This window comes from uncultured Alcanivorax sp., assembly GCF_947258575.1.
GTDB lineage: Bacteria > Pseudomonadota > Gammaproteobacteria > Pseudomonadales > Alcanivoracaceae > Alcanivorax.
On record NZ_CAMYIV010000011.1, the window covers coordinates 106,966 to 133,452 of the forward strand.

Below are 26,487 nucleotides of genomic sequence, written 5' to 3' on the forward strand. Positions count from 1 at the left end.
ATTAACTGTTAACTCAGCCCAGCTTCGCTTTCAGGAACGCCACAACCTCACCCATGGCCACCTCGGTTTTGTCTGCATCTCCGCGCCCTTTATATTCAAGCACCCCATTGTCCATGCCGCGTTCGGCGATGACGATGCGGTGGGGGATGCCGAGCAGTTCGCTGTCGGCCAGTTTTACGCCGAGGCGTTCCTTTTCGCGGTCGTCGAACAGTACTTCAATACCGGCGCCGGTCAGTTCGGCGTACAGCGTCTCGGCCAGCTCGCGTTCGCGGGGGCTTTTCTTGATGTTCACCGGTACCAGGGCCACCTGGAAGGGGGCGATGGCTTCTGGCCAGATAATGCCGCGGTCGTCATAGTTCTGTTCGATGGCGGCGGCCACCACTCGAGTGACGCCGATACCGTAGCAGCCCATGGGCATGACCACGGACTTGCCGTTCTCATCCAGTACCTTGGCTCCCAGGGCTTCAGAGTACTTGGTACCCAGCTGGAAGATGTGGCCCACTTCGATGCCGCGCTTGATGGTCAGGGTGCCCTTGCCGTCCGGGCTGGGGTCGCCTTCCACCACATTGCGCAGGTCCGCCACCTCTGGCAGCGCCACGTCGCGCTCCCAGTTGATGTTGAAGTGGTGCTTGCCGTCTTCATTGGCGCCGGCGCCGAAGTCACTCATCACTGCCACACTGCGGTCAATGACAACGGGAATCGGAAGGCCCACCGGGCCCAGGGAGCCCGGGCCTGCGCCGATGACCTGACGGATCTCCTCTTCGCTGGCGAATTCCATCGGCGTGGCCACTGATGCCAGTTTTTCCGCCTTGATATCGTTCAGCTCGTGATCGCCGCGTACCAGCAAGGCGACCAGCTGCCCCTCTTCTGCCCCTTTCACCACCAGGGTCTTGACCGTTTTCTCGACGGGCAGATCAAATTGCGCGACCAGTTCTTCGATGGTTTTGGCGTTAGGCGTATCCACCTTTTCCATGGCCGCACCCGGGGCGGGGCGCTCAATGGCAGGAGCCAGGGCTTCGGCCAGCTCCACGTTGGCGGCGTAATCGGAGCTGTCGGAGAAGGCGATGTCATCTTCACCGGAGTCGGCCAGCACATGGAATTCATGGCTGGCGGCGCCACCGATGGCGCCGGTATCCGCTTCCACCGGGCGGTAGTCCAGACCCAGGCGATCAAAGATGGCGCAGTAAGCCTGGTGCATGGTCTGGTAGGTGGCGGCCAGGGATTCCATGTCGGTGTGGAAGGAGTAGGCGTCCTTCATGATAAATTCCCGCGAGCGCATGATGCCGAAGCGCGGACGGATCTCATCGCGGAACTTGGTCTGGATCTGGTAGAAGTTGGCCGGCAGCTGTTTGTAGCTGTGCAGTTCATTACGAACCAGATCGGTAATCACTTCCTCATGGGTGGGGCCCAGGCAGAAAGCATTGTTATGGCGATCTGTGATACGCAGCAGCTCCGGACCGTAGGCCGGCGCCCGGCCGGACTCCTCCCACAGCTCCATGGGTTGGACCACCGGCATCAGCACTTCCTGGGCACCGGCCCGGTCCATCTCCTCGCGGACAATGTTCTCCACCTTGCGCAGCACGCGCAGGCCGGTGGGTAGCCAGTTATACAGGCCGGAGGCCAGCTTGCGGACCATGCCGGCCCTCAGCATGAGCTGATGGCTGATGACAACGGCATCGGCAGGGGTTTCTTTCACGGTGGCAAGCAGGTACTGGGAAGTGCGCATAAGGCTCAATTCGGGCTATTTCAACAGGGAACGGCTGATTCTAGGGATAAAGCGACGGCGACTCCAGCCTTGGCTTTTGTGGTGCAGGTTGTCTAGAATCTGTCTAGGAAAAAAATATCAGAGAAAGTCATATCGCTGGCAATGGGGGAAGCATGGATAGTCGGATCAAGTGGGCACTGGGATGTGCCCTTGGGTTGTGTATTAGTTCGGGGGCACAGGCGACTTTGCTGGATTCTGTCCGGGTGGCTGATGAAGCTTTCCTGCTCTCGGATAGCCATTTATATCGTTATCACTCCGTTTCCGGAAATGTGCAGCAGACAGATCTGAGCTCTCAGGGCTCACCTGTTGCCATGGCACTGGATGACGATGCGGTATTTATCGCGTACAGCAATGGTCGTCTTGAAAAGCGTGATTTGACCGGCGCTCTGGTTCCTGACTCGTCAGGCGGTGATGTGACGCGTAATTTTCAGGATATTACTGACATTGCCTTGCATGGTGAAAAGCTGTTCGTGGCTTTTACAGAGGGTAATGAGCTGCATGTACTGGAAACCTCTGACCTCAGTGCATCCAATGCTTCTTACAGTCTTTCTGAAACTATGCAGAAGCTTGTGCCATATGTATCAGGCAGCAGTGATCTGACTTTCTTTAGCCCTGACGGTGTAGATCTGAATCTCCTGAATTGGCCGCCAACATTGGTGGATGATGAGGTTGAGGTAGCACAGTTTGATATTGCTCAAGGGCATGGCAATTATCTGGAGACCCCCGACGATCTCTTTATCATCGATAACAACGATGGTGCCTTTGTCGTTATGGATAATGGCTCATATTGGAGTATTAACGGACCTTACCTCAGCTGGATTGCTGGTCAGGAGTTTCGTTTTCTGGATCAAGCTGAAGACGGTAAGTGGTCTGTGGTCCGTGGTCGCGTAGCTGCCTGCGAGAGTGGCGATGATCTGAACTGGACTACAGATCTGACGCATTACAGCACGGCTGTGTCCTTTGAAAGTCGCAGCAAACTCGGCTCAGAAGGAGTGATTTATGAAGTGGCCCACCTATGGGGTAGTGATCCGAAGACGCACCTATTCCGCGAAGCCGGATTGGGTAACCTGGTTGTAGATACCGTGATGCGTAGTGAGGGCTTGCCTTTTGATGACGGTAAGCAACCTTACAGTGTGGCAGCCAATGCCCCACTGAGTATTTACCAGCAGGTGCTGGGTGTCAGCAGTCAGCATGTGGCACTGGACGATGAAAGTAACAAGGCCTATGTCTTGCATCAGGGCAATAATCGTTGTGAGGCGGCGATTCGTGTCTTCGATCTGCAAACCAAGACCTGGGCTAGCACCATTCCGTTGCGTTGGCGGCCCCAGGCTATTGCCATGGTAGGCGGTGATAGCCCCGATGCCAGTGATGACAAATTGGCGGTGGTCTATGAACAGTCCTTCAATGCCTATGGACGTAGCCAGATGCTGGTCAGCTATATTGATGTGAATGCTTCCAGTCCACAGGAAGATCCGGCCAAGGATTTCGATGATTATGGTGTTTTCTTCTCCAACTTGAGCACAGTGCAGGCTAGTCGCCATGCCGTACTGTTTCAGATGGAATTCAGTAATGAGGGCAGCGTGATTACCGCCTGGGGGCCTAACGGAGAGCTTGATTTTTATCAGGATTGTGAAGGAAGCGGGACCTGTAGCAACCCCAGAGATATTGAGTTTTGGCAGTCTCGAGCCGCTCCTGGGGAGCAGACCGTTCTGGTACTGAAAGCCGGCGATGATGTTCGTTTGCTCCAGCTGGATGATTTTGCAGGTAATGTTACCTTTCTGGATCCCGGTGCCGGCTGGACGATGACGCTCGCGGATAATTTTACCGACGTCGAGGCTCCGTTGGTGTTTTCCCCCGGCAATAATGAATTTGTTGCCTTGAATCTGAATGATGGCGCAGCGGGCTTTCAGCGTGGAACCCCGAATTTCAATCAGGGTAAGCCTGAGGATTTCCTGCCAGTTTCGCTGCAGGTATCGACCTGGTCAGAGTCAACTCAGGGAGACGAAGATAATTACGTGCTTTACAACCTGAGCGGCGGTGATCCTGATACAGATGCTCCTGCTCTTATTCAACGCTGGTCAATGGTGCTCGGTTCGGATGGCCACTTCGAATTCGACAATGAGGATCAGGTTGAGGTAGCAGGTCGACCGATTATGGTTCGGGTGGTTGATCCGCAGGAGGATAACTTGCTGGTGGCTACTCTCCATCAAGAGCAGGTTCGCTTTACGCCTTTTGATCGGTCGCTGGGTGTCACTCCCGGTGACGATGGCGGAGGGGATTCTGGTGGTGATGGTGACACGGGTGGTGACACGGATGTGGACAATCCTGGCTCGGGTAATGGAAGCGGCGGAGGTTCAAATGGCTTCGGTTCCAGTGGCGGAGGTGCGACGATCTGGATTATTGCCTTGCTTGGCTTGCTGGTTTCCCGGCGCCGCAGTCCAGGAATGAATCATTGCTGATTCAATAAAATAGCGAAGTGGAACGGGCCCAAGGGGCCCGTTTTTGCAGGTGATAAAAATGTTGAATGCACAGGAAGTACAGGACGTGATCTATCAGGGGTTGCCGGCGGCGTCCGAGGAAGGATTGCGGGTTGAAGCAGTGGGTGAGCGGCGTGCACGGGTGCGTAGTCCATTCCGGCCGTCCACCATTCGTCCGGGCGGCACCCTGTCCGGGCCTACTATGATGGGGCTGGCGGATGCCGCCATGTATGCGGCGATTCTCGGCGAGCTGGGTCGAGTGGAAATGGCAGTGACGCAGAATCTCAATATCAATTTCCTGTCCCGTCCGGCCCAGAAGGATCTGATTGCCGACGCCGTGATTCTGCGCTTGGGACGGCGTTCTGCCGTGCTGGAAGTACAATTGTTCAGTGAGGGTAGTGACGAGATGGTGGCCCATGTGACCGGGACGTATGCGCTGCCGATTTCTCCGTAGTCATGCAGGAGCGTCGCTGGCGGCGCGATAACCCAAAACCTGAAAAGGCGGATCTACCACAGAGGGCACAGAGATCGCTGAGGAAAAACAGATTTTTCTCTGTGTGCTCTGTGCCCTCTGTGGTGAAAACGCTTTTTATCCTGATTTGGGTTTATGCACTTCGTGCACCTTGCGGGCCACCTTCGTGGACGTTACCTGCATTTCGTTCCGAATCGCGCCGCCAGCGACGCTCCTACAATAACGGGTTCCTATTCACTGCAACTCTTTCTCCCAGATCAGATCCAGACTGTTCGCCTTGGTGCTGGAACGGGCTTCCAAGTGAAGCTGTCGGGTCAGCGTATAGCGCAGCATGACGGTGGAGACCGCATCGAACAGGCCTACCGCATAGGTCAGATACAGTCGGTCGGAAAGCTGTTTGCCCAGCATCAAGGCCGCGTCGTCGGTTTCCCAGTCGCTGCCCACGGTGATTTCATCCACACCCAGTTTGTCGCCGAGTTTTTCGGTGACGCCGCTGCCTTTCTCCAGTCCGTATAACGCCAGCGCCTGAGCGATGCGGTTGTTGTCGCCTTTCGATCCCCGCTCCAGTGGCCGGCCGGTGAGCAGGTAGGACATGGCCTGGCTTTGCTCCATGCTGGGCTCTGAGAAAAGGGTGGCTTCCGGCTCCTGTAGGGTGCCGCTGAGCTGCACCCCGACCACAACGTTTTCACTGGGGATCTTGCGGATGGCACGGATGTCCAGGCCGGGGTTGTCCGGCGGTCCCTGGAAAATCAGCTGGCCATCACTGATTGCTAGGTTCTGGCCGTAGGCCCGATAGCGGCCTTCACGGATGACCAGCTCGCCGTTGAGTTGCGGGGGGCGTTGCGGCTGTTGTTCTACCTGCAGGGTACCGCCGAGCATGGCGTCCAGGCCAAAGCCCTGGAAGTGCACTTTGTCTCCCAGGCTGACTGTGACATCCATACCCAGTGGCAGACCACTGCGTTGTTCGCTTTCCTGGTGCACCAGCACCTGATCCTGGCTAACAGTGACCGCGCCCTCGGGAAGTTGCGTCGGGCGGATTTCCGCTTCCGGGATCGACAATCGGCCGCCCAGTTGCAGATCACTCAGGTCTCCCTTGAGGCTAAGGGCGGGGTTAAGCAAAACGCGGGCATCGGGCCGGTCTGCCACCAGTAACCGTTCACCCTGCAAAGACAGATCTACCCTGGCCGGCCATTCCCTCGGGTCCAGGCTGCCGGTCAGGGTCATGGTGCCTTCGCCCAGGGTGGCCGATCCGTTGACATCCAGTTTCCCGCGGGGCGACCCCTTTACGTCCACCTGCAGATCGGTAACGGCCACCCCCAGAACGGGGACCAGGGCGCGGCCGTTATCCAGCCGGATGCTGCCTTTCATCAGTGGTTGGCGAAAGGTGCCGCCCAGCGCAACGTCGCCACGAATCTCGCCACTGATCTCGCGCAGATCGGTGGTGAACAACGCCAGTGGAGCAAGACTGGATACCCGTAATGCCACCTCACCGGTCAGGGACGCGTCGGCATCCAGGCCGTGTTCCAGGGTAGCGTCGATGGTGGCCAGGTCGGACATCAGTGTCAGCTCGCTGCTCAGACGACGGTTTTGTAGCGTGCCCTGTAAGGAGAGTTGCTCGATCACAAGCTCCTGGGGGGCATCCGGAGCGCGCACAGCAATTTGTGCCTCCCGGGTTTCCAGCCGGTATTGGCCACGGGGGTTGTCCAGTGAGCCTTGCACCGTAGCCTCGCCGTCCAGGCTGCCCTGCACGGCAAACTCTGGCCCTAGCAGGGCGCCTGCCAACGCCAGTGGCAAAGCCTTGAGGGAGGCGCTGGCGTCGATCTGATCGTTGCTGTTGCGGTTGCCTGTCAGACAAATCCGGCTCGGTGTCTGCTCAAGACAGAAAGGGCTGATGGACTGGGCCGTGGCAGAGAGCTGCACCGCCGTGTCCTCGGCCTGTTGCCAGCGGCCCAGTTGCTGATGAATCAGGCCGGTATCGGATAGGTTGCCCTGCCACTGGGGCGAGTGGTTGAGCCCTTTCAACGTGCCTTGCAGGTTTGTCTCCAGGCTGAGTTCGTCGCGCCGGAAGCTTGCCGTGGCCGTATGGCTGCTCAGGGTGCCCTTGGCGCTGATGCGGGCGGCGGCGAGCTGTTCGATGTTGCCCTGCTGTAGGGCCTCGCTGTTCAGCTCAAGCGACATGGTCTGGTCGCCCATACCGAATGCCTGGAAGCGGGTTTGCAGGGAGGCCAGCGACCACTCCTGCCAGCCGAGCTGCTGCCCGTTCAGGCTGCCGCTCAGCGTGGGAGTGGCGAGGGCGCCGCGCACTTGCAGCTGGCCGCTGACCTGGCCCTGCAGATCCGGATAAAGCTGGGCCAGCTGTTTCAGATCCACGCGGGTGTCCAGGGACCAGTCGGGCAGGATGGCCCCGCGTGCGCTGAGCCGGTTGTCACCCCAGCGGATGTTGCTGTCGAGTCGCAGGCGTTGCTGGTGGCGCTCCAGGGTGGTGGTGGCGGTCAGGGGTTGTTGCCGAACCCGGCCTTCCAGCCGTACCTGGCTGGGGGACAGGGCCCATTGCTCATCCTTGTAGCTGCCGCGGCTGTTGCCCTGCACGCTGAGCAGGCCCGGGAACAACGGATGTAGCAGGCCGGTGTCCAGTTTGCCCGCTACGGTCAGATCCCAGGCCAGGGGGCTGAACAGCAGCTCACCCCGGCCCTCCAGTTGCTGCTCGCCATCATCAAGCTGCAACTGCTGCAGTGCCAGGCCGCTGTCGCTCAAATGGCTATCCAGGGTCAGGTTGACGGTTCTGTCGCCGCTGGTCAGGCTGCTCTGCCCGGCTATTTTCAGGGCCGCCAATGGGCCCTGCGTGGTGAGCTTGCCGTGGCCCAGTGATAGCGGCTGTGGCAACGACAGGGGTAGTGGCTGGGCCGGCCACAGATGTTCCAGGTCCAGTGGCCGCTCCGGGTCGCCCAGTCGCCATTGGCCCTGGCTGTGAATTTCCAGGGGGCTTTGTAGTTGGTGGCGCAGTTGCAGGGCTGCGAGAGAGCCGCTGATATCAAGCTGGCCTGCCAATCGGTCTGCGTTGACCGTATCGCTCTGCGGTAACGGCATGTGCCAGCGGGCCTGCCCCTGAATCTCAATGGGGGCTGCCAGGCTGCCCTGGGCGGTGGCGTCCACGCTGATATCGGCCACCGTGCGGGTGGTCAGGCTGGCCAGTTGGAAACGGCGCCAGGCTGCCAGTTGTCGGGCATCCAGTTCGCTGACCAGAAGGGTGTCGTTGAGATGCAGGGAGGCCAGGCTAAGAGTGTCGATGCGTACACCCAGGGGCAGTGCCAGGCTGTCCGGCAGCTTGCCCGCAGGTGAATCGTCGGACGCCTGGCCGGGCGGCAGAGACAGTCTCAGGTTACCCAGAGACAAGGTGGTGAACTCCAGCCAGCCGCGGGCGAGGGAAGCGGGTACCAGCTCCACTTCCAGGCGATCCAGACTGACTGACAGATCGTCCAGCTGATAGCGCACCCCGGTGGCGCTAACCCGGTCCAGCAGACTGCCTTGCCAGTCATCCACCTGCAGTTCACCGGGTATCAGCCCGCTGACCTGACCAAGCAGCCAGCGGTTGCCGGTGGCGGTGCCCAGCAGCAGCCAGGAGGTGACAGCCACTATCAGTATTACGCTGAACAACAAGCCGAGCAGGCCGATGCTGAAGCGCTTGAGGACTCGTTTGATCACAGGTCCGGCCCCATGCTCAGGTGCAAACGCCAGTCGCGGTGTTCATCCACGGCCCGGGCCAGATCCAGCCGGATCGGCCCCAGCGGGGAGCGCCAGCGGATGCCGAAACCGGCGCTGCGGCGAATTTCGAAATCATCAAAGTCATTGAACGCATTGCCGCCATCGGTGAACACCGCCAGGTGCCATTTCTCGGTGATCGGGTGGTCGTATTCCAGGCTGCCGGTGGCCAGGTGCCGGCCACCAATCACTTCCCCATTGGCTGCCCGTGGGCCCAGGGATTCATAGGCGAAACCGCGCACGCTGGAATCACCGCCGGCAAAGAAACGGATAGAGGCGGGCAGTTCGCGCACATCGGTCACTTCCGTATAGCCCAGATCCCCGCGCATCAGTACTCGTCCGCCGAGTAACGGGAAAAGAATCTTGCCGTTGCCAGTGAGCTGCAAAAAGGAGGCCGTGGAAGACAGATTGCGGTTGGCGAAACGGATCTTGCTGCTCAAACGCCAGCCAAATGACGGGTAGATGGGGTCGTTAGCCTTGACGCGACTGAGCTGGAAACCGGGAATGATCAGCTCGGCCTGATCCACTTCTTCGGCGATTTCATAGGTTTCGCGCAAGTAGGTCAGCGAGGTAGTGGTGACCCAGCGATTCTGCAGCTCGACAATATAATCGGCACCGGTGGTCCAGCGTTCATTGTCCTTGCTGTCGGTGACCTCATTCACGTAACTGGTGTGAAAATCCAGTCGCTCGCGCTGAGGATCTTTCAGCGGAATCTGGTAGCTGGCGCCGGCGCCTTGCTGCACCTGGGATACCTCCGTTTCCGCCCGGAAGCGGTGGCCGGCCTGGTTAACCCGGCGATTTTCCACCCCCAGGCGTACCCGTGGCCCGGTATCGGTGCTGGCGCCGACACCGGCGAGCAGTGACCAGCGATTGTTGTCTGTGAGAGTGATGCTGACGGGAATGGTGCGGGTGCTGTCATCCGGGGTGCCTTTCTGCACCCGAACGGCGCTGAAATAGCCGGCACCGAGAAAGGCCTGCTGGGTTTCCAGCAGCTGTTTGCTGTTAAAGGGCTCACCCTGATTAAAGCCGAGATAGGCATTGATCAGCTTGTCTCGCAATTCGCTGCCGGTAATGGTGACGGCGCCGAAGTCATAGCGGGGGCCGCTGTCCACATGCAATGTCATGGTGGCCTGGCGTTTGCGGGTGTCCACGCTGAGCCGATGCCGGGTCAGTTTGCCCTGCACATAGCCACGGCTGATTAAATTCTGCTGCAGGTTCTTTTTCAGGGCGGTGTACTGGTCGTGTTGCAGGCGCTGGCCAATGGCCAGTTGTGCATTGTCGACCAGCTGGTTGAAGACGGGATCGTTGGCGGCATCGCCGCTGATGCGAATATCGACCCGTTGCAGGATCACCGCAGGCCCGCTATCCACCTCCAGTGTAACTCGCACACACTCGTCTTCCCGGTCGGTACTCAGGGACAGGGTGCTTTCGTAGTAGCCCATGGCCTGCAATGCTTGCTGGCTGTTGGCGAGAATCTGTCGGCGGATCAGGCCATATTGGGCGGTGGGCGGCTCGCAGGGGTAGCGGGACAGGTCTACCAGGGCGCGGATATTAGCGCTGACCGCATCGCTGGCATTGCCGGTGATGCGCAGTTGTGGGGTGTCACCAGCGAAAGCCGGCATGGCGAGCAGCATCAGCAGTAGGGTGGCTAACCAGGTTGTCTGCTGCGGTGCCCTCAAGTCCTGCATCCCTGTGCGCTGTTTCCCGGTAGCAGGCAATTCGTTGCTGCCCCCTGGGGAAGGTAAGTTGTCACTTGTACAACAGTGTAAGGCAAGTTGCGACAGTCAGTCTTCGCGAAAGTGCTTGTCGCGCTGGTAGTCACTGGCAGTGGGGCGTTTTTTCAGTCGTCGTTGCAAGGTGCGGCGATGAATACCCAGCGCGTCGGCGGCACGGGAGATGTTGCCATCATGGGCATCCAGTGTGCGTTGGATATGCTCCCATTCCAGCCGTTGCAAGGATGGTGGCGTAGCGGGTAGAGGTAAGGTCGGATTGGTCGGATCCGCATCCAGTGCCAGCAAGATGTCAGCGGGGCTGGCGGGTTTGGTGAGATAATTACGGGCACCACGGTGGGTGGCGGCTACTGCCGCAGTAATACTGCCATAGCCGGTTAGCAGGATGACCCGGCAATCCGGAAAATGCGCAAGAACAGGTTCGATCAGGTCCAGGCCGTTGTCGTTGCCCAGGTTCTGGTCAAGGATGGCGCCATCAAGATGGTCCAGGCCGCTCAGCGCTGCCAACGCCTGTTCTGCATTATGGGCGACGGCAACCCGGTTGCCGCGCAGCTCCAGGGCGCGGGCGGTCTGTTTGGCCAGTGGCTCGTCGTCCTCCACCAGCAGCAGTTGGCGCTCGCTCATGTCATTGGTTCCGGTAGCTTTGGCCAGTCCATGCGGGCCTGGGTCCAGCGCGGCCCGAATTCCATCTCCAGATTGGCGCCCATTTGTTGCAGCGTGGTGCTGACCAGGGTCAGGCCGATCCCCATGCCTTCCCGTTCCGATGCGGCATGGCCGGGACCGTCGTCGCTGACCTGTAATCGGTAATGCTGTCCCTGATCCTGCAGGGTAATGGCCAGCCGGGTGGCGCCAGCGTCCATGGCGTTATAACCGAGATTACACAGCACCCGAAACCAGCCTTCCGTGTCGGCGACACAGGGGTCGCTGTCCAGCTGTTGGCTGACCGAGAGGGTGGGCGCCAGATGACGAAGGTGCTGTTGTAGCTTTTCCATCAATGCACTGATGGGCAGGTATTCCGGCAGCAGAGGTTCATTGCCCTGTTTCAGGCGCTGGGCCACGTTACGGGCCAGTTGCTCCATCTGGGAGACTTCATCGCGGAGGGCGCCTGGTAGTTGTGGCGCATGCAGCAGGTTATCGGCCAGCATCACCAGGGTACCCAGTGGCGTATTCAGTTCATGGGCCTGATCGGCCAGGGTGGCGGCAATCTGGTACATATGCTCGCGGCGACCGGCCAGATCAATGGCCTGTTCCTGCTGGCGTTGCTGTTGGCGCATCAGGCGCTGAATCACCTGGCCCAGCAGGGTGAGCATGACCAGCAGGGCAATGAAAACAGCAGCCATGCCCATGCCATGCAGGCCGCTGAGCTGGTGGCTTAGCGCATGGAGGGGGCTATCCATGGCTGGCATCTGATACCAGCTCATGGAGACCATGTAACCGCCCAGCGCCAGTGCCGCCACCAGCATGCCGTTTTTCAGTGGAAGGGTCAGGGAAGCCAGCAAGGCAGGCACCAGCAAATAGAACGACAACGGGTTGCCGGCACCGCCGAAGCCCTGGATCAGGCCAGTGAACAGGATCGTGTCCAGGGCCAGTTCCAGCGTCAGTAGCGGTGTGTGGCGCTGATGGGTTACGCGGTGAGACAACAGCGTGATCAGGCTGGGCAATAAGAGCGCCGCCAGCCAGCCCAGTTCATTGAGACGATAGCCACTATGCCCCTGGCTTTGCAGCACCATCAGGGCAAGGGTAATGATCAGCACCAGCAGGCTGCGTAGCCAGATTAGCCGCAGGCGCCAGTTCAGTAAGGGGGGGCGGGTATCCATGGGGGGTATTGTAAAGGCAAAGTCGTGCGAGGGGGTGTGGCAGATTGTCCCGGTTAGGGAGCTACAAGCTTCAAGCTGCTAGCTACAACGCGAATCAGGGATGTGCTAGCCGAAGAGCGCCGACGCCGCGCCGGCCCGTATTTTTGTATATCTTGTTTTTGTCATGGGTTAAACGCTGAGACAGTGGCCTATCGGTTGGCTATAGACCAGTCCGTGTTGCAGCTTGCAGCTGCTCTTCAGGGACGCAGTAGTGCCCCATCAAGCAACTCCCCGGCAAAGGCGGGTAGTTTCGGGTGACGGCGGTGGCTGGCCTTGTGTAGGCGGAAGCCGGCTTCGCGGAAGATGCTGGCGGTGTCACGGGTGAGCTGGCAGCCGCAGGCCAGATGTTTCCAGGCCGGGTTCATGCCTTTTTGCAGCCGCTGTACCCAGCGACGGTCGCTTAGCACGTGCTCGAGCGCCAACAGGGTGCCGCCGGGCTTGAGTACCCGAAAGGCCTCCGCTGCGGCTTGTCGGGGATCTGGAATGGTGCAGAAAACCAGGCAGGCAACCACCGTATCAAAATGGTGGTCAGGGTAGGGGAGTTGCTGGGCATCACCGGTGCGCAGGATAAAACGGCCCGGGTGAGGGCACTGGTCGGCGGCTTCCCGGGCCATGTCCAGCATCGCCTCGACCGGTTCGATACCGTGGATTTCGGTGGCGGAATCACCATAAAAGGCAAAATTGCTGCCGGTACCCACGCCTAACTCCAGAACGCGTCCGTGCGCCTGGCCGACTATCCGGGCACGGTCCCGGTAAACCGGACGGGTTGCCCAATCCAGTAATACCGGGAACAGCCTGTCTTCATAGAGTGACATTAGCCACGCTCAGGGAGGACATATTTTTCCGGGTTATTCAGCATGTCCATGCTCAGCGGTTCGCTGATGATGCTGGTCAGGTTGCGGTCTGTCTGCTTGCTGAACTTGCGACGCAGCTTTTCAAACTTGCGGAAGCTGCGGAAGTTCAGGGCATAAAGCCGTACTTCCTGCAGGCGCTTGTAGGAATACATCACGTCCAGGGCGTCCATGGAGAACTCGGGACGGATCTTCATGGCCTTTTCCAGGTAGCTGATTGCCTCGTTGAGGTCGCGCTTGCGGTTCATGTAAATCAACGCATTGGCGTACTCATAGTTAACAATCGGAATGTCGCCGGCCATTTCCAGTGCTTCGGCGAAGGAATCTTCCACCGTGGTGGTGCGGGCACCGTAGGTCATGCGGCCGGTGAATTTGCCCACCCGACGCATGATGCCGGCATCGACGCCAGCGCGGAAAGCGTGCGCCAGAGGTTGTTCCGGCATCACTTCCACAACTTCTTCGGCGCTGTTCTTGATCTTGCCGATATAGCGGCGAGCCACCACGATGGGCACCGGGGATTCTTCGGCGATGCGGGCGATGGCGTAGGCGTAACCCAGTTTCACGGTGGCCACGATCGGGGCCACTTCCGGGTCATCCTCGGCCTCTTTCATGACTTCGAAGTATTCCTGTGCCTGGTTGGCCACGTCCTGCAGCATCATGTATTTGGTGCTTTGACGGTCCGCCAGGTAGATCGCATACATCAGCTGGGAGAACAGGGAAGGAATCTTGCCAATCGCGCCCAGTTTCAACCCTTCTTCCCGGGCTTGCTGGAAATCACCGGCAAAGAACATTCTCCACACCGCCAGATAACGGCGCTCCAGGCCATCATAGTCCTTGCCGTCCCAGTTCTGGATGTCTTCCGACATGAACGGATATTTCTTGAACTGGGTACGCATGTAGTCTGCGGAGGGGTAGGGCACCTTGAGTCCACGCATCAGGTAATCCCATTTCTCGCGGATCTGCGCGTCGGTGTAGGTGAAGTAGCTCTTCTTGTAGGGAACCTCGTTCCACTTTTCCTGGAAGATGCGTTCATCCACCGGAATCTCCTGCATTTGCAGTTCTTCCGCGGTCACTTCATCCATTTCATCGTCATAGTCATCATCGCGTGCCGCATGGAGTTGCAAGCTCAATGTGCAAAGCGCGACCAGACACAGGGAATGCCAGAATCGTTGAGGGTATGCTGTCATGATGGTTTACAGCTCTTGTTGTTGTTGTGTGTTTTATCAGGGTATGGAATACAACCTGTGATCGCCTTTGCTGCGTATGCCTGCTGGAGGCAGTTGCCACAAAAACGGACAGGAAAGCCGTTTCCGGCTCTCTCAATACCCTGTTATTAGAGGCGACATGGTCGCCGGGCCCCGATAGCCCTTGTAATGGCTTAACAATGCCATGGGCTTGGGCGGTGAACAAGTTCCTGAGGGTATGTATTTTTCTTGGGAAATGTATCTGGCTGGTTGCCGCCCGACAGAAGGTCAGGCGGCGGGGGAGAGGGTCTTAATCCTGGCGTGTGCCACCGGCATCACGCAGTAACTGAGCATAGTCACTGCACTTCGGGTGGCCGTCGATATGGGTCAGCAGCGTGCGGCCCTGGGGGTCGCGGGCATTGATATCCCGGCCCTGTGCCTGGAAGAACCCGATGAAACGACCGAAATCTTCGGACCGCAAGGCACGGTAGGCCTTCTCAAGGACGTGGAAGTCGGCGTCCACACCCTCCTCGCTGGAGAAATCCAGGAAAACCTTGATCTGTTCGTCGGTCATCGGCTCGCCGATTACCTTCTTCTTGTCTTTACGCTCTGCCATGGGCGCGCTCCTTGAATTCCGGTACAGAAGAACGGGGCTGATGCTGGCGCCTAGGATGGCTGCGGTTGGCCAGAGAACAACCAGGGTCAGTCAGCGATATGTCGATGGGCGCGGATTATAGAGGCTGGGGTGGCCAGGGGCCAGTGGAGGAGAGAGAAGGTCAACCGCCGGGCCGGAGCCCGGCGGTGGCAAGCGGCATCAGGATGCCATGTCCTTGAGCTTTTTCAGCGGACGCACTTTTACCATGGTGCGGGCCGGCTTGGCGGCGAAAGTGGTTTCTTCACCAGTGAACGGGTTGATGCCCTTGCGTGCCTTGGTGGCGGGTTTCTTCTGGGTCACGATTTTCATCAGGCCCGGCAGGGTGAACTGGCCAGCACCGCGTTTCTTCAGATGACCTTCCATGATATCTGCCAGCTCATCGAATACGGCGTTGACGTCTTTCTTGGTCAGGCCGGTGGTATCGCTGATCTGGTTGACGATCTGGGTTTTGTTCATCGGTTCGGTGATGGTTTTAACCTTGCGAGCCGCAGTAGCGCTGGTGGCTTTGGCAGCTGTCTTTTTCTTTGCAGCCATGGATTACTTACCCCTTTTTGGTGTCTTCCTGAGAATGTATGTCTCCGCCGAAAGGCGGGGAACCGGTCTTGCTTCCCTGTCAGGTACGCCCCTGGACTGCGCAAACTCAGAGGGCCACTGAATTGGTTCGCATCTGTTATATGCCATGAATTTTCACTGCACAAGCCGTCAAACCACTATTTTTTACGGACTTTCAACAAAAAAGAGGCGGATGTGGCCTGTTTGGCAGGGAATCGCCCCCCGGCATGGCTCGCAGGCGGTGGAATCGCTATACTGTGGCGCCTTTTTCAGCGACCCGGGGACTGGCACTGCCGACAGATGCGGTCGGCTCCGGGTGGCGCCCTCAGAAATACAAGCGGAAGTTAAGCATGCGAAGCCATTATTGCGGTGATTTGCGAGCCTCCCACGATGGAGAAACAGTTGAGCTTTGCGGTTGGGTCAGTCGCCGCCGTGACCACGGTGGGGTGATTTTCCTCGACCTGCGAGACCGTAATGGTCTGGTGCAGGTGGTGTTCGATCCGGACACCGTGGAAGCCTTTGCGCTGGCCGACAAGGTTCGCAGTGAGTACGTGGTCCGCCTGAGCGGCCGGGTGCGTATGCGTGACGAAGCGGTGCGTAACAGCAAGATGTCCACTGGCGATATCGAAGTGCTGGGCAAGGAACTGACCATTCTCAACGAGGCAGAAACGCCGCCGTTCGAGCTCGATGCCCATTCCGCCGCCGGTGAAGAGGTGCGCCTCAAGTACCGCTACATGGACCTGCGCCGGCCTGAAGTGCTGCGCAACTTCCAGTTCCGCTCGCGTCTTACCCATGTGGTCCGCGCCTTCCTGGAAGGCGAAGGCTTCATGGATGTGGAAACGCCGATCCTGACTCGTGCTACCCCCGAGGGCGCGCGCGACTACCTGGTGCCCAGCCGTACCCATCCCGGTAGCTTCTTCGCGTTGCCGCAGTCTCCACAGCTGTTCAAGCAGCTGCTGATGGTGGCCGGGTTCGACCGTTACTACCAGATCGCCAAGTGCTTCCGCGATGAGGACCTGCGCGCGGATCGTCAGCCGGAATTCACCCAGATCGATCTGGAAGCCTCCTTTGTGGAGGAAGAAGACATCATGGGCATCACCGAACGCATGGTCCGCTCGGTGTTCAAGGAGCTGCTTGATGTGGAGCTGCCGGACTTCCCGCGTATGCCGTTTTCCGAAGCCATGCAGCGCTTTGGTTCCGACAAGCCGGATCTGCGCATCCCGCTGGAACTGATCGACATCGCCGACCTGCTGGCCGGTGTGGACTTCAAGGTGTTCTCCGGCCCGGCCAACGATCCGAAAGGCCGGGTGGCGGCCATGAAAGTACCGGGTGGGTGCAGCCTGTCGCGCAAGGATATCGACGGCTATACCAAGTTCGTCAGCATCTACGGTGCCAAGGGTCTGGCCTATATCAAGGTCAACGACCTGGCTGCGGGTGCAGAAGGCCTGCAGTCGCCGATCCTCAAATTCCTCACCGAAGAGGCGATTCAGGGGATCCTTGAGCGCACCGGAGCCGAGACCGGCGACCTGATCTTCTTTGGTGCCGACAAGGCCAAGATTGTCAACGAAGCCCTGGGGGCGCTGCGCGTCAAGGTCGGCCACGACCTGAACCTGGTGCAGGGTGACTGGTCGCCGTTGTGGGTGGTGGATTTCCCCATGTTCGAAGAGGATGACGGCCAGTACTACGCGTTGCATCACCCCTTCACCATGCCCAGCTGCAGCCCGGAAGAACTGAAAAGCAACCCGGAAGGGGCGCTGTCTCGTGCCTATGACATGGTGCTCAACGGCACCGAGCTGGGTGGTGGTTCCATCCGTATCCACAACCCGGCGATGCAGCGCACAGTGTTTGAGGCGCTGGGTATTTCCGATGAAGAGGCTGATGAAAAATTCGGCTTCCTGCTCGACGGCCTGAAATACGGCGCGCCGCCACATGGTGGCCTGGCCTTCGGTCTGGATCGCATGGTCATGCTGATGACCGGCAGCGAGTCGATCCGTGATGTGATTGCCTTCCCGAAGACACAGACTGCAGCCTGCACCATGACCAACGCGCCTTCGCCGGTGGACAACAAGCAGCTGCGTGAAGTTGGTGTACAGGTTCGCAAGGACGATAACTGATTCGATAACAACCGGCGGCGCGACTTATCTCGCGCCGGTCTGTTCGTAGCAATTACGGGAGACACCATGGCAGGACACAGTAAATGGGCCAATATCAAACATCGCAAGGCGGCCCAGGATGCCAAGCGCGGTAAGATCTTTACCAAACTGATTCGCGAAATCACCGTGGCGGCCAGAATGGGCGGCGGCGAGCCGGCCGACAACCCGCGACTGCGGGCAGCGGTGGACAAGGCGCTGGGTCAGAACATGACCCGCGACACCATCGACCGGGCCATCAAGCGTGGTGCTGGCGGTGATGACGATGGCAACATGGAAGAGATCACCTACGAAGGCTACGGCAAGGGTGGCGTGGCGGTACTGGTGGAAACCATGACCGACAACGTGAACCGCACCGTGGCCGAGGTGCGTCATGCGTTCTCCAAGTTTGCCGGTAACCTGGGTACCAGTGGCTCCGTGGCCTTCCTGTTCACCAAGCGCGGCGAGATCTTCTTCGAGCCCGGTGGCGTGGACGAAGACAAGCTGATGGAAGTGGCCCTGGAAGCCGGTGCCGAGGACGTTGAAGAAAACGACGACGGCAGCTTCCTGGTGATCACCACCCCGGACAAGCAGTTCGGTGATGTGATCGATGCCCTGCGTGAAGCCGGTCTGGAGTTTGCTGATGCGGAAGTGACCATGCACCCTTCCACGGAAGCGGAGATGGATACGGATACCGCCGAAACCGTTCATAAGATGATCGACATGCTGGAAGATCTGGACGACGTGCAGAACGTCTATACCAACGCCAGCTGGCCGGCGGAAGAAGAGGGGTAGCTACGAGCTGCTAGCTACCAGAAAAACAAAAACCCCGCAGAGTCGGGGTTTTTTGTTATCTGGCTTGTGTATCTTTCGGTCCGGGCCACAATCCTGTTAGAAGCTAGAAGCTAGAAGCTAGAAGCTAGAAGCTGCTTCAACTGGACATATGGACAGCTGTCAGGTACAACTGGGCCAGCTTTTTATTTTCGGGTCAGCGGCTTATGGCATTACTACTGGGGATCGACCCCGGCTCCCGGCGTACCGGCTACGGGCTGGTGGAGCAGGTGGGGAACCGCAGTCGGGCGGTGGCCTTTGGCACCATTGCCACGACCCACAAGGAGATTCCCCCGCGCCTGGGCGAGATCTTTACCGGCATTCATCAGGTGGTGATGGAATACGGCCCGGCGGAAGTGAGTATTGAAAAGGTGTTCATGGCTCGCAATGCGGATTCTGCCCTGAAACTGGGGCAGGCCCGGGGGGCGGCCATTGCGGCGGTGATGCAGGCCTCGCTGCCGGTGTTTGAATATTCTGCCCGTCAGGTGAAGCAGGCAGTGGTAGGGCGCGGTGGCGCGGAAAAAGGGCAGGTGGCGGAAATGGTCAAATACCTGCTGGGTCTGGAAAAACGCCCTCAGGAAGATGCGGCTGACGCGTTGGCCATCGCCCTGTGTCATGCCCACATGCGCGTGTCGTTGGCGCGTATGGGCGGCGCCACCGCGGTAAGAAACGGACGAATACGGTGAAAAGTACGGTGATGACACAGCCATGATAGGACAATTGCGCGGAACCCTGCTCGAGAAACGCCCGCCAGTGCTGCTGCTGGATGTGAACGGGGTGGGCTACGAAGTGGAAGCCCCCATGACGGTCTTCTACGATCTGCCGGACACCGGTGAGTCTTTGACCCTGCATACCCATTTCGTGGTGCGCGAAGATGCCCAGTTACTGTATGGCTTTGCCGATCGCTATGAGCGGGAACTGTTTCGGGCGCTGATCAAGGTTAATGGCGTGGGGCCGAAAATGGCCCTGGCCATTCTCTCCGGCATCGAGGCAGACCGGCTGGCACAGTGCATTCATGATCAGGACACCACCTCACTGGTGAAGGTGCCGGGTATCGGCAAGAAAACCGCCGAACGACTGGTTATCGAAATGCGCGACCGCCTCGACAAGATTGATGGTGGTCCCACCTCCCTGCCGGGCCAGGTGTCGCTGGCTCAGCCCGACGATGCCCGCTCCGACGCCATTGCCGCCCTGGAAGCGCTGGGGTATCGCAACAAGGATGCCGCTGCTGCCGTTGGCAAGGTGGCGCAAGAAGGTGCCAGCAGTGAGCAACTGATCCGGCAGGCGCTGAAAAGCCTGGCGCGCTGATCGGGTGCTGTCCCGCCTTTCAGCTTTAACCTTTGAACTTTCAACTTTCAACTGTTCGCATCCACCGGGTGACTGCCGGGAACAATCCGTCTACGCTAGCTCAAAATCATTCTCATAACGCTGGGTTTCTCTACTGCAAGCATGGAAAACGACCGTCTGATTTCAGCTGCCGCTGTCGGCACCGGTGAAGAGCAGCAGGACCGGGCTATCCGCCCGGCCAGTCTGGCTGATTACAAAGGCCAGCCAAAAGTCCGCGAGCGCATGGAAATCTTCATTGATGCCGCCCGTGGCCGTCATGAAGCCCTGGACCATACCCTGATTTTTGGCCCCCCCGGTTTGGGCAAGACTACCCTGGCGCACATTATTGCCCGGGAAATGGGCTGCGAACTCAAGTCCACTTCCGGCCCCGTGCTGGAAAAGGCCGGGGATCTGGCCGCCATCCTGACCAACCTGGAAGAGGGTGATGTACTGTTCGTGGATGAAATCCACCGCCTGTCACCGGTGGTGGAGGAAATCCTCTACCCGGCCATGGAGGACTACCAGCTCGATATCATGATCGGCGAGGGGCCGGCGGCCCGCTCCATCAAGCTGGATTTGCCACCCTTCACCCTGGTGGGTGCTACCACTCGGGCGGGCCTGCTTACCGCGCCCTTGCGTGACCGCTTCGGCATTGTTCAGCGGCTGGAATTCTATTCGGTGGAGGATCTCTCCGGGATTGTGATTCGTGCCTGCGACATTCTCTCCATTCCCATTGATGATGCCGGCGCCCTGGAAGTGGCACGCCGCGCCCGCGGCACACCCCGTATCGCCAACCGGTTGTTGCGCCGGGTCCGTGATTACGCGGAAGTAAAAGGCGATGGGCGTATCACCGAAGCCATGGCCCAGCGGGCGCTGGACATGCTGGAGGTGGATAGTTGTGGCCTGGACGGCACCGACCGGCGTCTGCTCGACATGATCATGCACAAATTTGATGGTGGTCCGGTGGGCCTGGAGTCCCTGGCGGCTGCCCTCAATGAAGATGCCGGCACCCTGGAAGAGGTGGTGGAGCCCTATCTGATCCAGCAGGGCTTTATTCAACGTACCCCGAGGGGACGGGCCACCACCAACCATGCCTGGCGTCATTTCGGCTTGCAGCGCCCTCGAAAAGACGGTGATTTGTTTAATGATTGAAAAAAAGCCGAGAAATGGGGAATTTACCCTGCCGGTGCGCGTCTACATCGAAGACACTGATGCCGGTGGCATCGTCTATTACGTGAATTACCTGAAATTCATGGAAAGGGCGCGCACGGAGTTTTTGCGTACTCTGGGCTACCAGCACTATGTACTGGCCGATGAAAATTTTCAGTTCGTGGTCCATTCGGCCAATGTGCAATACCGTCAGCCGGCCCGCATCGACGATGCGCTGGCGGTGACCGCCCGGCTCAAGCAGCTGGGCAAGGCGACGTTGTTTTTCGACCAGCAGGTACGCCGGGGCGACACGCTGCTGTGTCAGGCGGAGATCAAGGTGGCCTGCGTCAGTGCTGATACTCTCAGGCCCACCGGGATACCGGTTGGCCTGTACAACAAATTCAAAGCCGCCAGCGAAGGAGAAGGGCTCAATGGTTGAGGCATCGAGTATGTCTGTCGTCAGTCTGATCAGTAACGCCACCATTGTGGTGCAGCTGGTCATGGTGCTGTTGATAGTGGCGTCGTTGACGTCCTGGTACATGATTGTCAGCCGTTTCCGGGTAATGGGGCGGGCTCACAAGGCGGGACGTACCTTCGAAGAGAAATTCTGGTCCAGCGACGATTTGGCCTCACTGTACAACCAGAGCCGTAAGGACCCGGACGTGGATGCGGGCCCGGAGTCTATCTTTCGCGCCGGCTTCCAGGAGTTTGTGCGGCTCTCCAAGAGCACCCGTGGCGCTGAAGCCGTCATGGATGGCAGCCAGCGGGCCATGCGCGTGGCTTTGCAGCGCGAGCAGACCCGGCTGACCAAGCACCTTCCCTTTCTGGCTACTGTCGGTTCTACCAGCCCGTATGTGGGTCTGTTCGGTACTGTCTGGGGCATCATGAATTCCTTTATGGCCCTGGCCAACGTCAAGCAGGCTACCCTTAGCGTAGTGGCGCCGGGTATTGCCGAGGCGTTGATTGCCACGGCCATCGGTCTGTTTGCGGCGATTCCGGCGGTGATGGCCTACAACCGCTTCTCCGCCCAGAGCGATGCGCTGCTAACCGAAAACGAAATGTTCGCCGAGGAGTTTTCCTCGGTGCTGCACCGTCAGGTTCACGGACGCGAGGGGTAAGCCATGAGCGGCGTGAAGATCAGGGTGCCGCGCAAGCTCGTTGCCGAGATGAACGTGGTGCCCTACATCGATGTGATGCTGGTGCTACTGGTGATTTTCATGGCCACGGCGCCGATGATGACCCAGGGCATCAATGTGGATCTACCCGACAGCAACAGCGAGCCCATTGATACCAACAAGGATGAGCCGGTGATCATTTCGGTGACCGCCGACGGCAGCTACTACATTGATGTGGGCAGCGACAGCCGTAAGTCTGCCAGTCTGGAAACGGTGCAGGGGCATGCGTTGCGTATTCACAAGCAGAAACCGTCCACCTTGTTTCTGGTGGAAGGGGACAGCCAGGTGGCCTACGCCAAGGTGGTCCAGTTGATGGGTGCCTTGCAGGCAGCCGGCATTACTCAGCTGGGTTTGGTGACTGAACCGCAGGGCAGCAATGAGTGATCGTGGCGCCGCGCTGCTTTTTACCGTCCTCATTCACCTGCTGGTGTTTGGGCTGCTGGTGTTCAGCTGGAGCACGGATCCGTCTCTGCACAAGGCGCCGGTGATTCCTCCCCATGTGAAAGCCACCATGGTGGAAACGTCGAAACAGAAGACGGCGCCGGTAAGCAAGCCGAAGCCGGAGCAAAAGCCCGCGCCGAAACCGAAACCGAAACCCAAGCCAAAGCCCAAACCGGAGCCCAAGCCAGAACCCAAAAAGCCTGAGCCCAAACCCAAGCCGAAACCGGAGCCGACCAAAAAGCCGACACCTAAGCCAGAACCGAAACCGGAACCCAAGCCCGATCCCAAACCGGCTATCCCCGATATTGAGGAGCCGAGTCTGGAGGAAATGCTGGCCGAGGAAGAGCTGGAGATGGCAACGCCGACGGAGCCATCACCCCAGGAGTCGCAGGAAGCAGCCAGCAACGCGGATCAGTCGGATGTGGAAGTGGCCAGTTTTACCGATGCCATTTCCGCTCAGGTGGGACAGCGCTGGCGTATTCCCGGGAATTACCGGAACCGGGATGACATCAAGACGCAGGTTCGTATACAGATGATTCCTGGCGGTGAAGTCATTAACGTGTCGGTGGTAAAAAGCAGCGGCTACCCGGATTTTGATGAATCGGTAATGAATGCGGTCAAGCTGGCAAGCCCCTTGCCGGTGCCTGATGGCCCCCTGTTTGATAAACAGTTTCGCTCACTGGTGATCGAATTTGATCCTGGAGTTGCACAATGAAGTTGGAATGTAGGGCACAGAAAATGTGGCGGATCGGTCTGGCGGCCATCCTGGTGTTTGGCGCTGCGATGGCCCGGGCAGAATTGTTGATACGGGTCACCGAAGGGCGTGTTGATGCGGTCCCCATCGCCGTCGTGCCCTTTGAGGGGGCACAGAATGCGCCCGAGGACGTGTCACAGATTGTGCAGGCAGATCTGCATCGCAGTGGCCAGTTCAAGCCGCTACCGGCGGAAGATATGCTCAGCAGGCCGCGTAATGAAAGCGAAGTCATCTACCGGGATTTCCGGGTGCTGGGGGTGGAGTACATCATCACCGGTAGCATGAAAGCCCAGGAAACCGGTGGTTACGAGGTCAGCTATGCCCTGTTCGACGTAAACCGCCAGGTGAAGCTGATGTCGGAAACCTATCGGCCCCCCGTGTCCCAGCTGCGCGATGTGGCCCATGCCATCAGTGACCGGATCTATGAACAGCTCACCGGTATCCCCGGCGCGTTTTCCACCAAGATTCTCTATGTCACGCATAATCGTAATGACAAAAACCCTTATCAGTTGCAATATGCGGACGCTGACGGGCACCGTGTAACGACTATCCTGCGCAGTAAAGAGCCCATCATGAGCCCGACCTGGTCGCCGGATGGCAGGAAAGTTGCTTATGTCTCTTTCGAGGATGATGGCATGCCGGGGGTCTATACCCATGACCTGGCGACCACCAACCGGGAAAAGGTGTCCAGTTTCAGAGGTATCAATGGGGCTCCTGACTGGTCACCGGACGGCCAAAAGCTGGCCCTGACCTTGTCGCGGGACGGAAACCCGGAAATCTACATGCTGGATATCGCCACCAAAAAGTTAACACGGCTGACCCAGCATTATGGTATCGATACGGAGCCGCGCTGGCTGCCGGATGGGGAGCACCTGGTGTTCACCTCCAGCCGTTCCGGCGGGCCACAGATCTACAAACTGAACATAAATGATAAGTCGGTCCGGCGAGTGTCGTTCCAGGGTGCGTATAATGCGCGCCCGGATGTCACACCCGACGGCCGTTATCTTGTTTATGTACACCGACGAAACGGAAATTTTAACGTCGGGGTGCAGGACCTCCAGCGGGGCACATTCAATATTGTGACCCGTACAGACATGGATGAATCGCCCAGTGTTGCGCCCAATGGAAGTATGGTAATTTACGGGACGCAAGATCGGGGGACGGGGGTTCTGGAAGCCGTATCCATCGATGGCAGAGTCAAAGTGAAGCTGCCGTCGAAGGAAGGGGAAGTCAGAGAACCGGCCTGGTCGCCGTTCCTCTGAGTCATTCTCGGAGTCCAATACTAGGAAATTATAGGAGCTTTACGCATGCGTTCATTTCTTAACCCGCTGTTTGCCCTGATGTTGGCAGCTGCCCTGGCAGCCTGTTCCAGCACCCCGACTGAAGACGACAGCTCTGCCACCGACGATATGTCCCAGCAGACTGATACCTCTCCGGTAACTCCGGTTGAGCCGTCTACTCCGTCCAAGCCGGACACCAGCAGCATCCCGCTGACAGCTGACAACTTCTACAACCATCCGTCCAACTACGATGGCACCACCGACAGCCGGGTGATCTACTTCGCATTCGACAGCAACACCGTTCCGGCGGCGGCTTTCGAAACTCTGCGTGCCCACGCTACCTACCTGAAGAACAACTCCAACGCCAAACTGCGTCTGGAAGGTCACGCTGACGAGCGCGGTACCCGTGAGTACAACGTGGCTCTGTCCGAGCGTCGTTCCAAGGCGGTAGAGAAGTTCCTGCGAGTTCAGGGCGTGTCTTCTTCCCAGCTGGAAATCGTTTCCTACGGTGAAGAGAAGCCTGCAGCCTTTGGTCACAGCGAAATGGACTGGGCCAAGAACCGTCGCGTAGAAATCAACTACACTGCCGGCCGTCCGTAAGGCATGAAAGCAGTGAAGCGAACGCGCCTGCTTGCAGGCGTAGTGCTCGGCTCCCTGGTGTTCTGTGCGCAAGCACAGAACACCGGGCCGCTGGCCGTTGAAGAGAGAAGTCTTGCTCAGGCCCGCTCCGGTGGCAGCAGTGCTGGTGCAGCGGCAAGTCAGGATGGGTTGTTGCTACTGATGCAGCAGCAACAACAGTTTGAAGAGCAGATCCAGGATTTACAGGGGCAGCTTGAAGAGTTGCGCCATGAACTACAGGTCATGAAGGACGCCGAGCGTGAGCGTTATCTGGACCTGGATACCCGAATCAATACGCTGGCTGAACAGGGCAAGACCGAGCAGCCAGATGATAGCGCCGATAGTGCGGCGCCCAATGACCCCGAAGCAGACCGTGACGCCTACAGTGCCGCCAAGGACAAGCTGATCAAGCGAGACTTTGATGCGGCGGCAGAAGCCTTCGAGGGTTACCTGAACGATTTCCCCAACGGGCAGTTTCGTGCCCACGCCCACTTCTGGCTTGGCAAGGTTTACAGCAACCTGAAAACCCCGAAGCCGGACAAGGCCCAGGCCCAGTTCCAGTCGGTAGTGGATGACTATCCGGATCACAGCAAGGCGCCCACCAGCCTCTATACCCTGGCGGTGATGCAGGCCCGTGACGAGCAGGTGTCCCAGGCCAAGGTCAATCTGCACAAGCTGATAAAACAGTATCCGGATAGCTCTGAAGCCAGCCAGGCGAAGACGCTGCTGGAACAGCTGAATAAGTAATACCCCTCTATCCGTCTTTTGCCGGCGGCACAGACGCCGGCAAAAGTGATAGAATCCGCCGCATTTCTCCCTCCCGGGTACTCAGGAGATGTTGTGGACCTCCGTCTGACCGAAATTTTTTATTCCCTTCAAGGCGAAGCTCGAACTGTGGGTCGGCCCACGGTATTCGTTCGCCTGACCGGCTGCCCGCAGCGTTGCGTGTGGTGCGATACCGAGTACGCCTTTTCCGGTGGGGAAAAATGGTCGCTAGAGGCGATAGTGGAGCAGGTAGCCAGCTACCAGGCTCATTACGTGACGGTTACGGGTGGCGAACCTCTGGCTCAGCCCAATTGCTTGCCGCTGCTGACTGCCCTGTGTGACCGGGGCCTTGATGTGAGCCTGGAAACCGGTGGCGCCATGGATATAGCGGACGTGGACCCGCGGGTGTCCGTGGTCATGGACCTGAAAGCCCCGGGCTCCGGCGAGCAACACAACAACCGGCTGGAGAATATTCCGCTGCTTCAGCCCCATCATCAGGTCAAATTTGTACTGGCCGACCGCAAGGATTACGACTGGGCCCGCTTCATGCTGGACCAGCACCAGCTGCACCAGCGTGTCAGCGACGTGTTGTTTTCCCCGGTACAGGGGCAGCTGCCACCAGGTGAACTGGCTGACTGGATCGTGGCAGACCGCCTGCCGGTTCGCTTCCAGCTACAACTGCACAAACTACTCTGGAATGACGCCCGCGGGCGCTAGT

General features: G+C 58.8%; 24 protein-coding genes. 15 read left to right on the plus strand and 9 right to left on the minus strand.

All coding sequences use genetic code 11. The features are described from left to right. Positions 1-13: 13 nt before the first annotated feature. Positions 14-1,726 carry a proline--tRNA ligase gene (locus Q0Y02_RS11565; RefSeq protein WP_297768358.1) on the minus strand — a complete coding sequence of 571 codons (1,713 nt, stop codon included), beginning with the start codon at positions 1,724-1,726 and terminating at the stop codon, positions 14-16. Between the two features lie 152 nt (positions 1,727-1,878). Between Q0Y02_RS11565 and Q0Y02_RS11570 the strand changes: the two genes are divergently transcribed. Beyond that, complete coding sequence (locus Q0Y02_RS11570) at positions 1,879-4,224, plus strand: hypothetical protein (RefSeq protein WP_297768361.1); 2,346 nt, start codon at positions 1,879-1,881, stop codon at positions 4,222-4,224. Positions 4,225-4,282: 58 nt separating this feature from the next. Beyond that, positions 4,283-4,696, plus strand: a complete 414-nt coding sequence (locus Q0Y02_RS11575; RefSeq protein WP_297768364.1) for a PaaI family thioesterase — start codon at positions 4,283-4,285, stop codon at positions 4,694-4,696. A 252-nt stretch (positions 4,697-4,948) separates the two neighbouring features. Here the strand turns inward: Q0Y02_RS11575 and Q0Y02_RS11580 are convergent, their stop codons facing one another. From Q0Y02_RS11580 to Q0Y02_RS11615, 8 genes are all read right to left on the minus strand, one after another. Continuing rightward, positions 4,949-8,416 (minus strand): translocation/assembly module TamB domain-containing protein, encoded by a 3,468-nt coding sequence (locus tag Q0Y02_RS11580; protein WP_297768369.1) that lies wholly within the window; start codon positions 8,414-8,416, stop codon positions 4,949-4,951. After that, complete coding sequence (locus Q0Y02_RS11585) at positions 8,413-10,161, minus strand: autotransporter assembly complex family protein (protein ID WP_297768371.1); 1,749 nt, start codon at positions 10,159-10,161, stop codon at positions 8,413-8,415. Before Q0Y02_RS11585 ends, Q0Y02_RS11580 begins: the two co-directional genes overlap by 4 nt. Before the next feature lie 96 nt (positions 10,162-10,257). Then, positions 10,258-10,827 carry a response regulator gene (locus tag Q0Y02_RS11590; protein WP_297768373.1) on the minus strand — a complete coding sequence of 190 codons (570 nt, stop codon included), beginning with the start codon at positions 10,825-10,827 and terminating at the stop codon, positions 10,258-10,260. Beyond that, positions 10,824-12,020: an ATP-binding protein gene (locus Q0Y02_RS11595; RefSeq protein ID WP_297768376.1), complete on the minus strand. Its 1,197-nt coding sequence runs from the start codon at positions 12,018-12,020 to the stop codon at positions 10,824-10,826. The genes Q0Y02_RS11590 and Q0Y02_RS11595 overlap by 4 nt, the downstream gene beginning before the upstream one ends. Before the next feature lie 236 nt (positions 12,021-12,256). Then, positions 12,257-12,874: a methyltransferase domain-containing protein gene (locus Q0Y02_RS11600; protein WP_297768379.1), complete on the minus strand. Its 618-nt coding sequence runs from the start codon at positions 12,872-12,874 to the stop codon at positions 12,257-12,259. After that, the gene (locus Q0Y02_RS11605) at positions 12,874-14,097 is read right to left on the minus strand and encodes a hypothetical protein (protein WP_297768382.1); all 1,224 of its coding nucleotides are present in this window, start codon (positions 14,095-14,097) and stop codon (positions 12,874-12,876) included. The genes Q0Y02_RS11600 and Q0Y02_RS11605 overlap by 1 nt, the downstream gene beginning before the upstream one ends. A 307-nt stretch (positions 14,098-14,404) precedes the next feature. Next, the gene (locus Q0Y02_RS11610) at positions 14,405-14,710 is read right to left on the minus strand and encodes a PA4642 family protein (protein ID WP_297768385.1); all 306 of its coding nucleotides are present in this window, start codon (positions 14,708-14,710) and stop codon (positions 14,405-14,407) included. 198 nt (positions 14,711-14,908) lie between these two features. After that, positions 14,909-15,283 (minus strand): HU family DNA-binding protein, encoded by a 375-nt coding sequence (locus Q0Y02_RS11615; RefSeq protein WP_035248851.1) that lies wholly within the window; start codon positions 15,281-15,283, stop codon positions 14,909-14,911. 368 nt (positions 15,284-15,651) lie between these two features. Between Q0Y02_RS11615 and aspS the strand changes: the two genes are divergently transcribed. From aspS to queE, 13 genes are all read left to right on the plus strand, one after another. After that, a complete protein-coding gene (gene aspS / locus Q0Y02_RS11620) occupies positions 15,652-17,415 on the plus strand; it encodes an aspartate--tRNA ligase (protein WP_297768391.1) in 1,764 nt (587 codons plus the stop codon). Positions 17,416-17,481: 66 nt separating this feature from the next. Further along, complete coding sequence (locus tag Q0Y02_RS11625; protein WP_297768396.1) at positions 17,482-18,225, plus strand: YebC/PmpR family DNA-binding transcriptional regulator; 744 nt, start codon at positions 17,482-17,484, stop codon at positions 18,223-18,225. 203 nt (positions 18,226-18,428) lie between these two features. Next, entirely contained in the window at positions 18,429-18,947 is a 519-nt protein-coding gene (gene ruvC / locus Q0Y02_RS11630; RefSeq protein ID WP_035249006.1) for a crossover junction endodeoxyribonuclease RuvC, read from the plus strand. Positions 18,948-18,969: 22 nt separating this feature from the next. Next, complete coding sequence (ruvA, locus tag Q0Y02_RS11635) at positions 18,970-19,569, plus strand: Holliday junction branch migration protein RuvA (protein ID WP_297768399.1); 600 nt, start codon at positions 18,970-18,972, stop codon at positions 19,567-19,569. Positions 19,570-19,710: 141 nt separating this feature from the next. Continuing rightward, positions 19,711-20,739, plus strand: coding sequence for a Holliday junction branch migration DNA helicase RuvB (gene ruvB, locus Q0Y02_RS11640; RefSeq protein ID WP_297768402.1), 1,029 nt, complete (start codon positions 19,711-19,713; stop codon positions 20,737-20,739). Then, complete coding sequence (gene ybgC / locus Q0Y02_RS11645) at positions 20,732-21,175, plus strand: tol-pal system-associated acyl-CoA thioesterase (protein WP_297768405.1); 444 nt, start codon at positions 20,732-20,734, stop codon at positions 21,173-21,175. Before ruvB ends, ybgC begins: the two co-directional genes overlap by 8 nt. Beyond that, the gene (tolQ, locus tag Q0Y02_RS11650) at positions 21,168-21,854 is read left to right on the plus strand and encodes a protein TolQ (protein ID WP_297768409.1); all 687 of its coding nucleotides are present in this window, start codon (positions 21,168-21,170) and stop codon (positions 21,852-21,854) included. The genes ybgC and tolQ overlap by 8 nt, the downstream gene beginning before the upstream one ends. Before the next feature lie 3 nt (positions 21,855-21,857). Next, on the plus strand, positions 21,858-22,295 hold the full coding sequence (gene tolR / locus Q0Y02_RS11655; protein WP_290509022.1) for a protein TolR: 438 nt from the start codon (positions 21,858-21,860) through the stop codon (positions 22,293-22,295). Next, positions 22,288-23,067 (plus strand): cell envelope integrity protein TolA, encoded by a 780-nt coding sequence (locus Q0Y02_RS11660; RefSeq protein ID WP_297768415.1) that lies wholly within the window; start codon positions 22,288-22,290, stop codon positions 23,065-23,067. The genes tolR and Q0Y02_RS11660 overlap by 8 nt, the downstream gene beginning before the upstream one ends. Further along, positions 23,064-24,368: a Tol-Pal system beta propeller repeat protein TolB gene (gene tolB, locus Q0Y02_RS11665; protein WP_297768418.1), complete on the plus strand. Its 1,305-nt coding sequence runs from the start codon at positions 23,064-23,066 to the stop codon at positions 24,366-24,368. The genes Q0Y02_RS11660 and tolB overlap by 4 nt, the downstream gene beginning before the upstream one ends. 45 nt (positions 24,369-24,413) lie before the next feature. Then, positions 24,414-24,986 carry a peptidoglycan-associated lipoprotein Pal gene (pal, locus tag Q0Y02_RS11670; protein ID WP_035248831.1) on the plus strand — a complete coding sequence of 191 codons (573 nt, stop codon included), beginning with the start codon at positions 24,414-24,416 and terminating at the stop codon, positions 24,984-24,986. A 3-nt stretch (positions 24,987-24,989) separates the two neighbouring features. Continuing rightward, positions 24,990-25,751, plus strand: a complete 762-nt coding sequence (gene ybgF, locus Q0Y02_RS11675; RefSeq protein ID WP_297768421.1) for a tol-pal system protein YbgF — start codon at positions 24,990-24,992, stop codon at positions 25,749-25,751. 93 nt (positions 25,752-25,844) lie between these two features. Then, positions 25,845-26,486 (plus strand): 7-carboxy-7-deazaguanine synthase QueE, encoded by a 642-nt coding sequence (gene queE / locus Q0Y02_RS11680; RefSeq protein WP_297768425.1) that lies wholly within the window; start codon positions 25,845-25,847, stop codon positions 26,484-26,486. Position 26,487 lies beyond the last annotated feature (1 nt).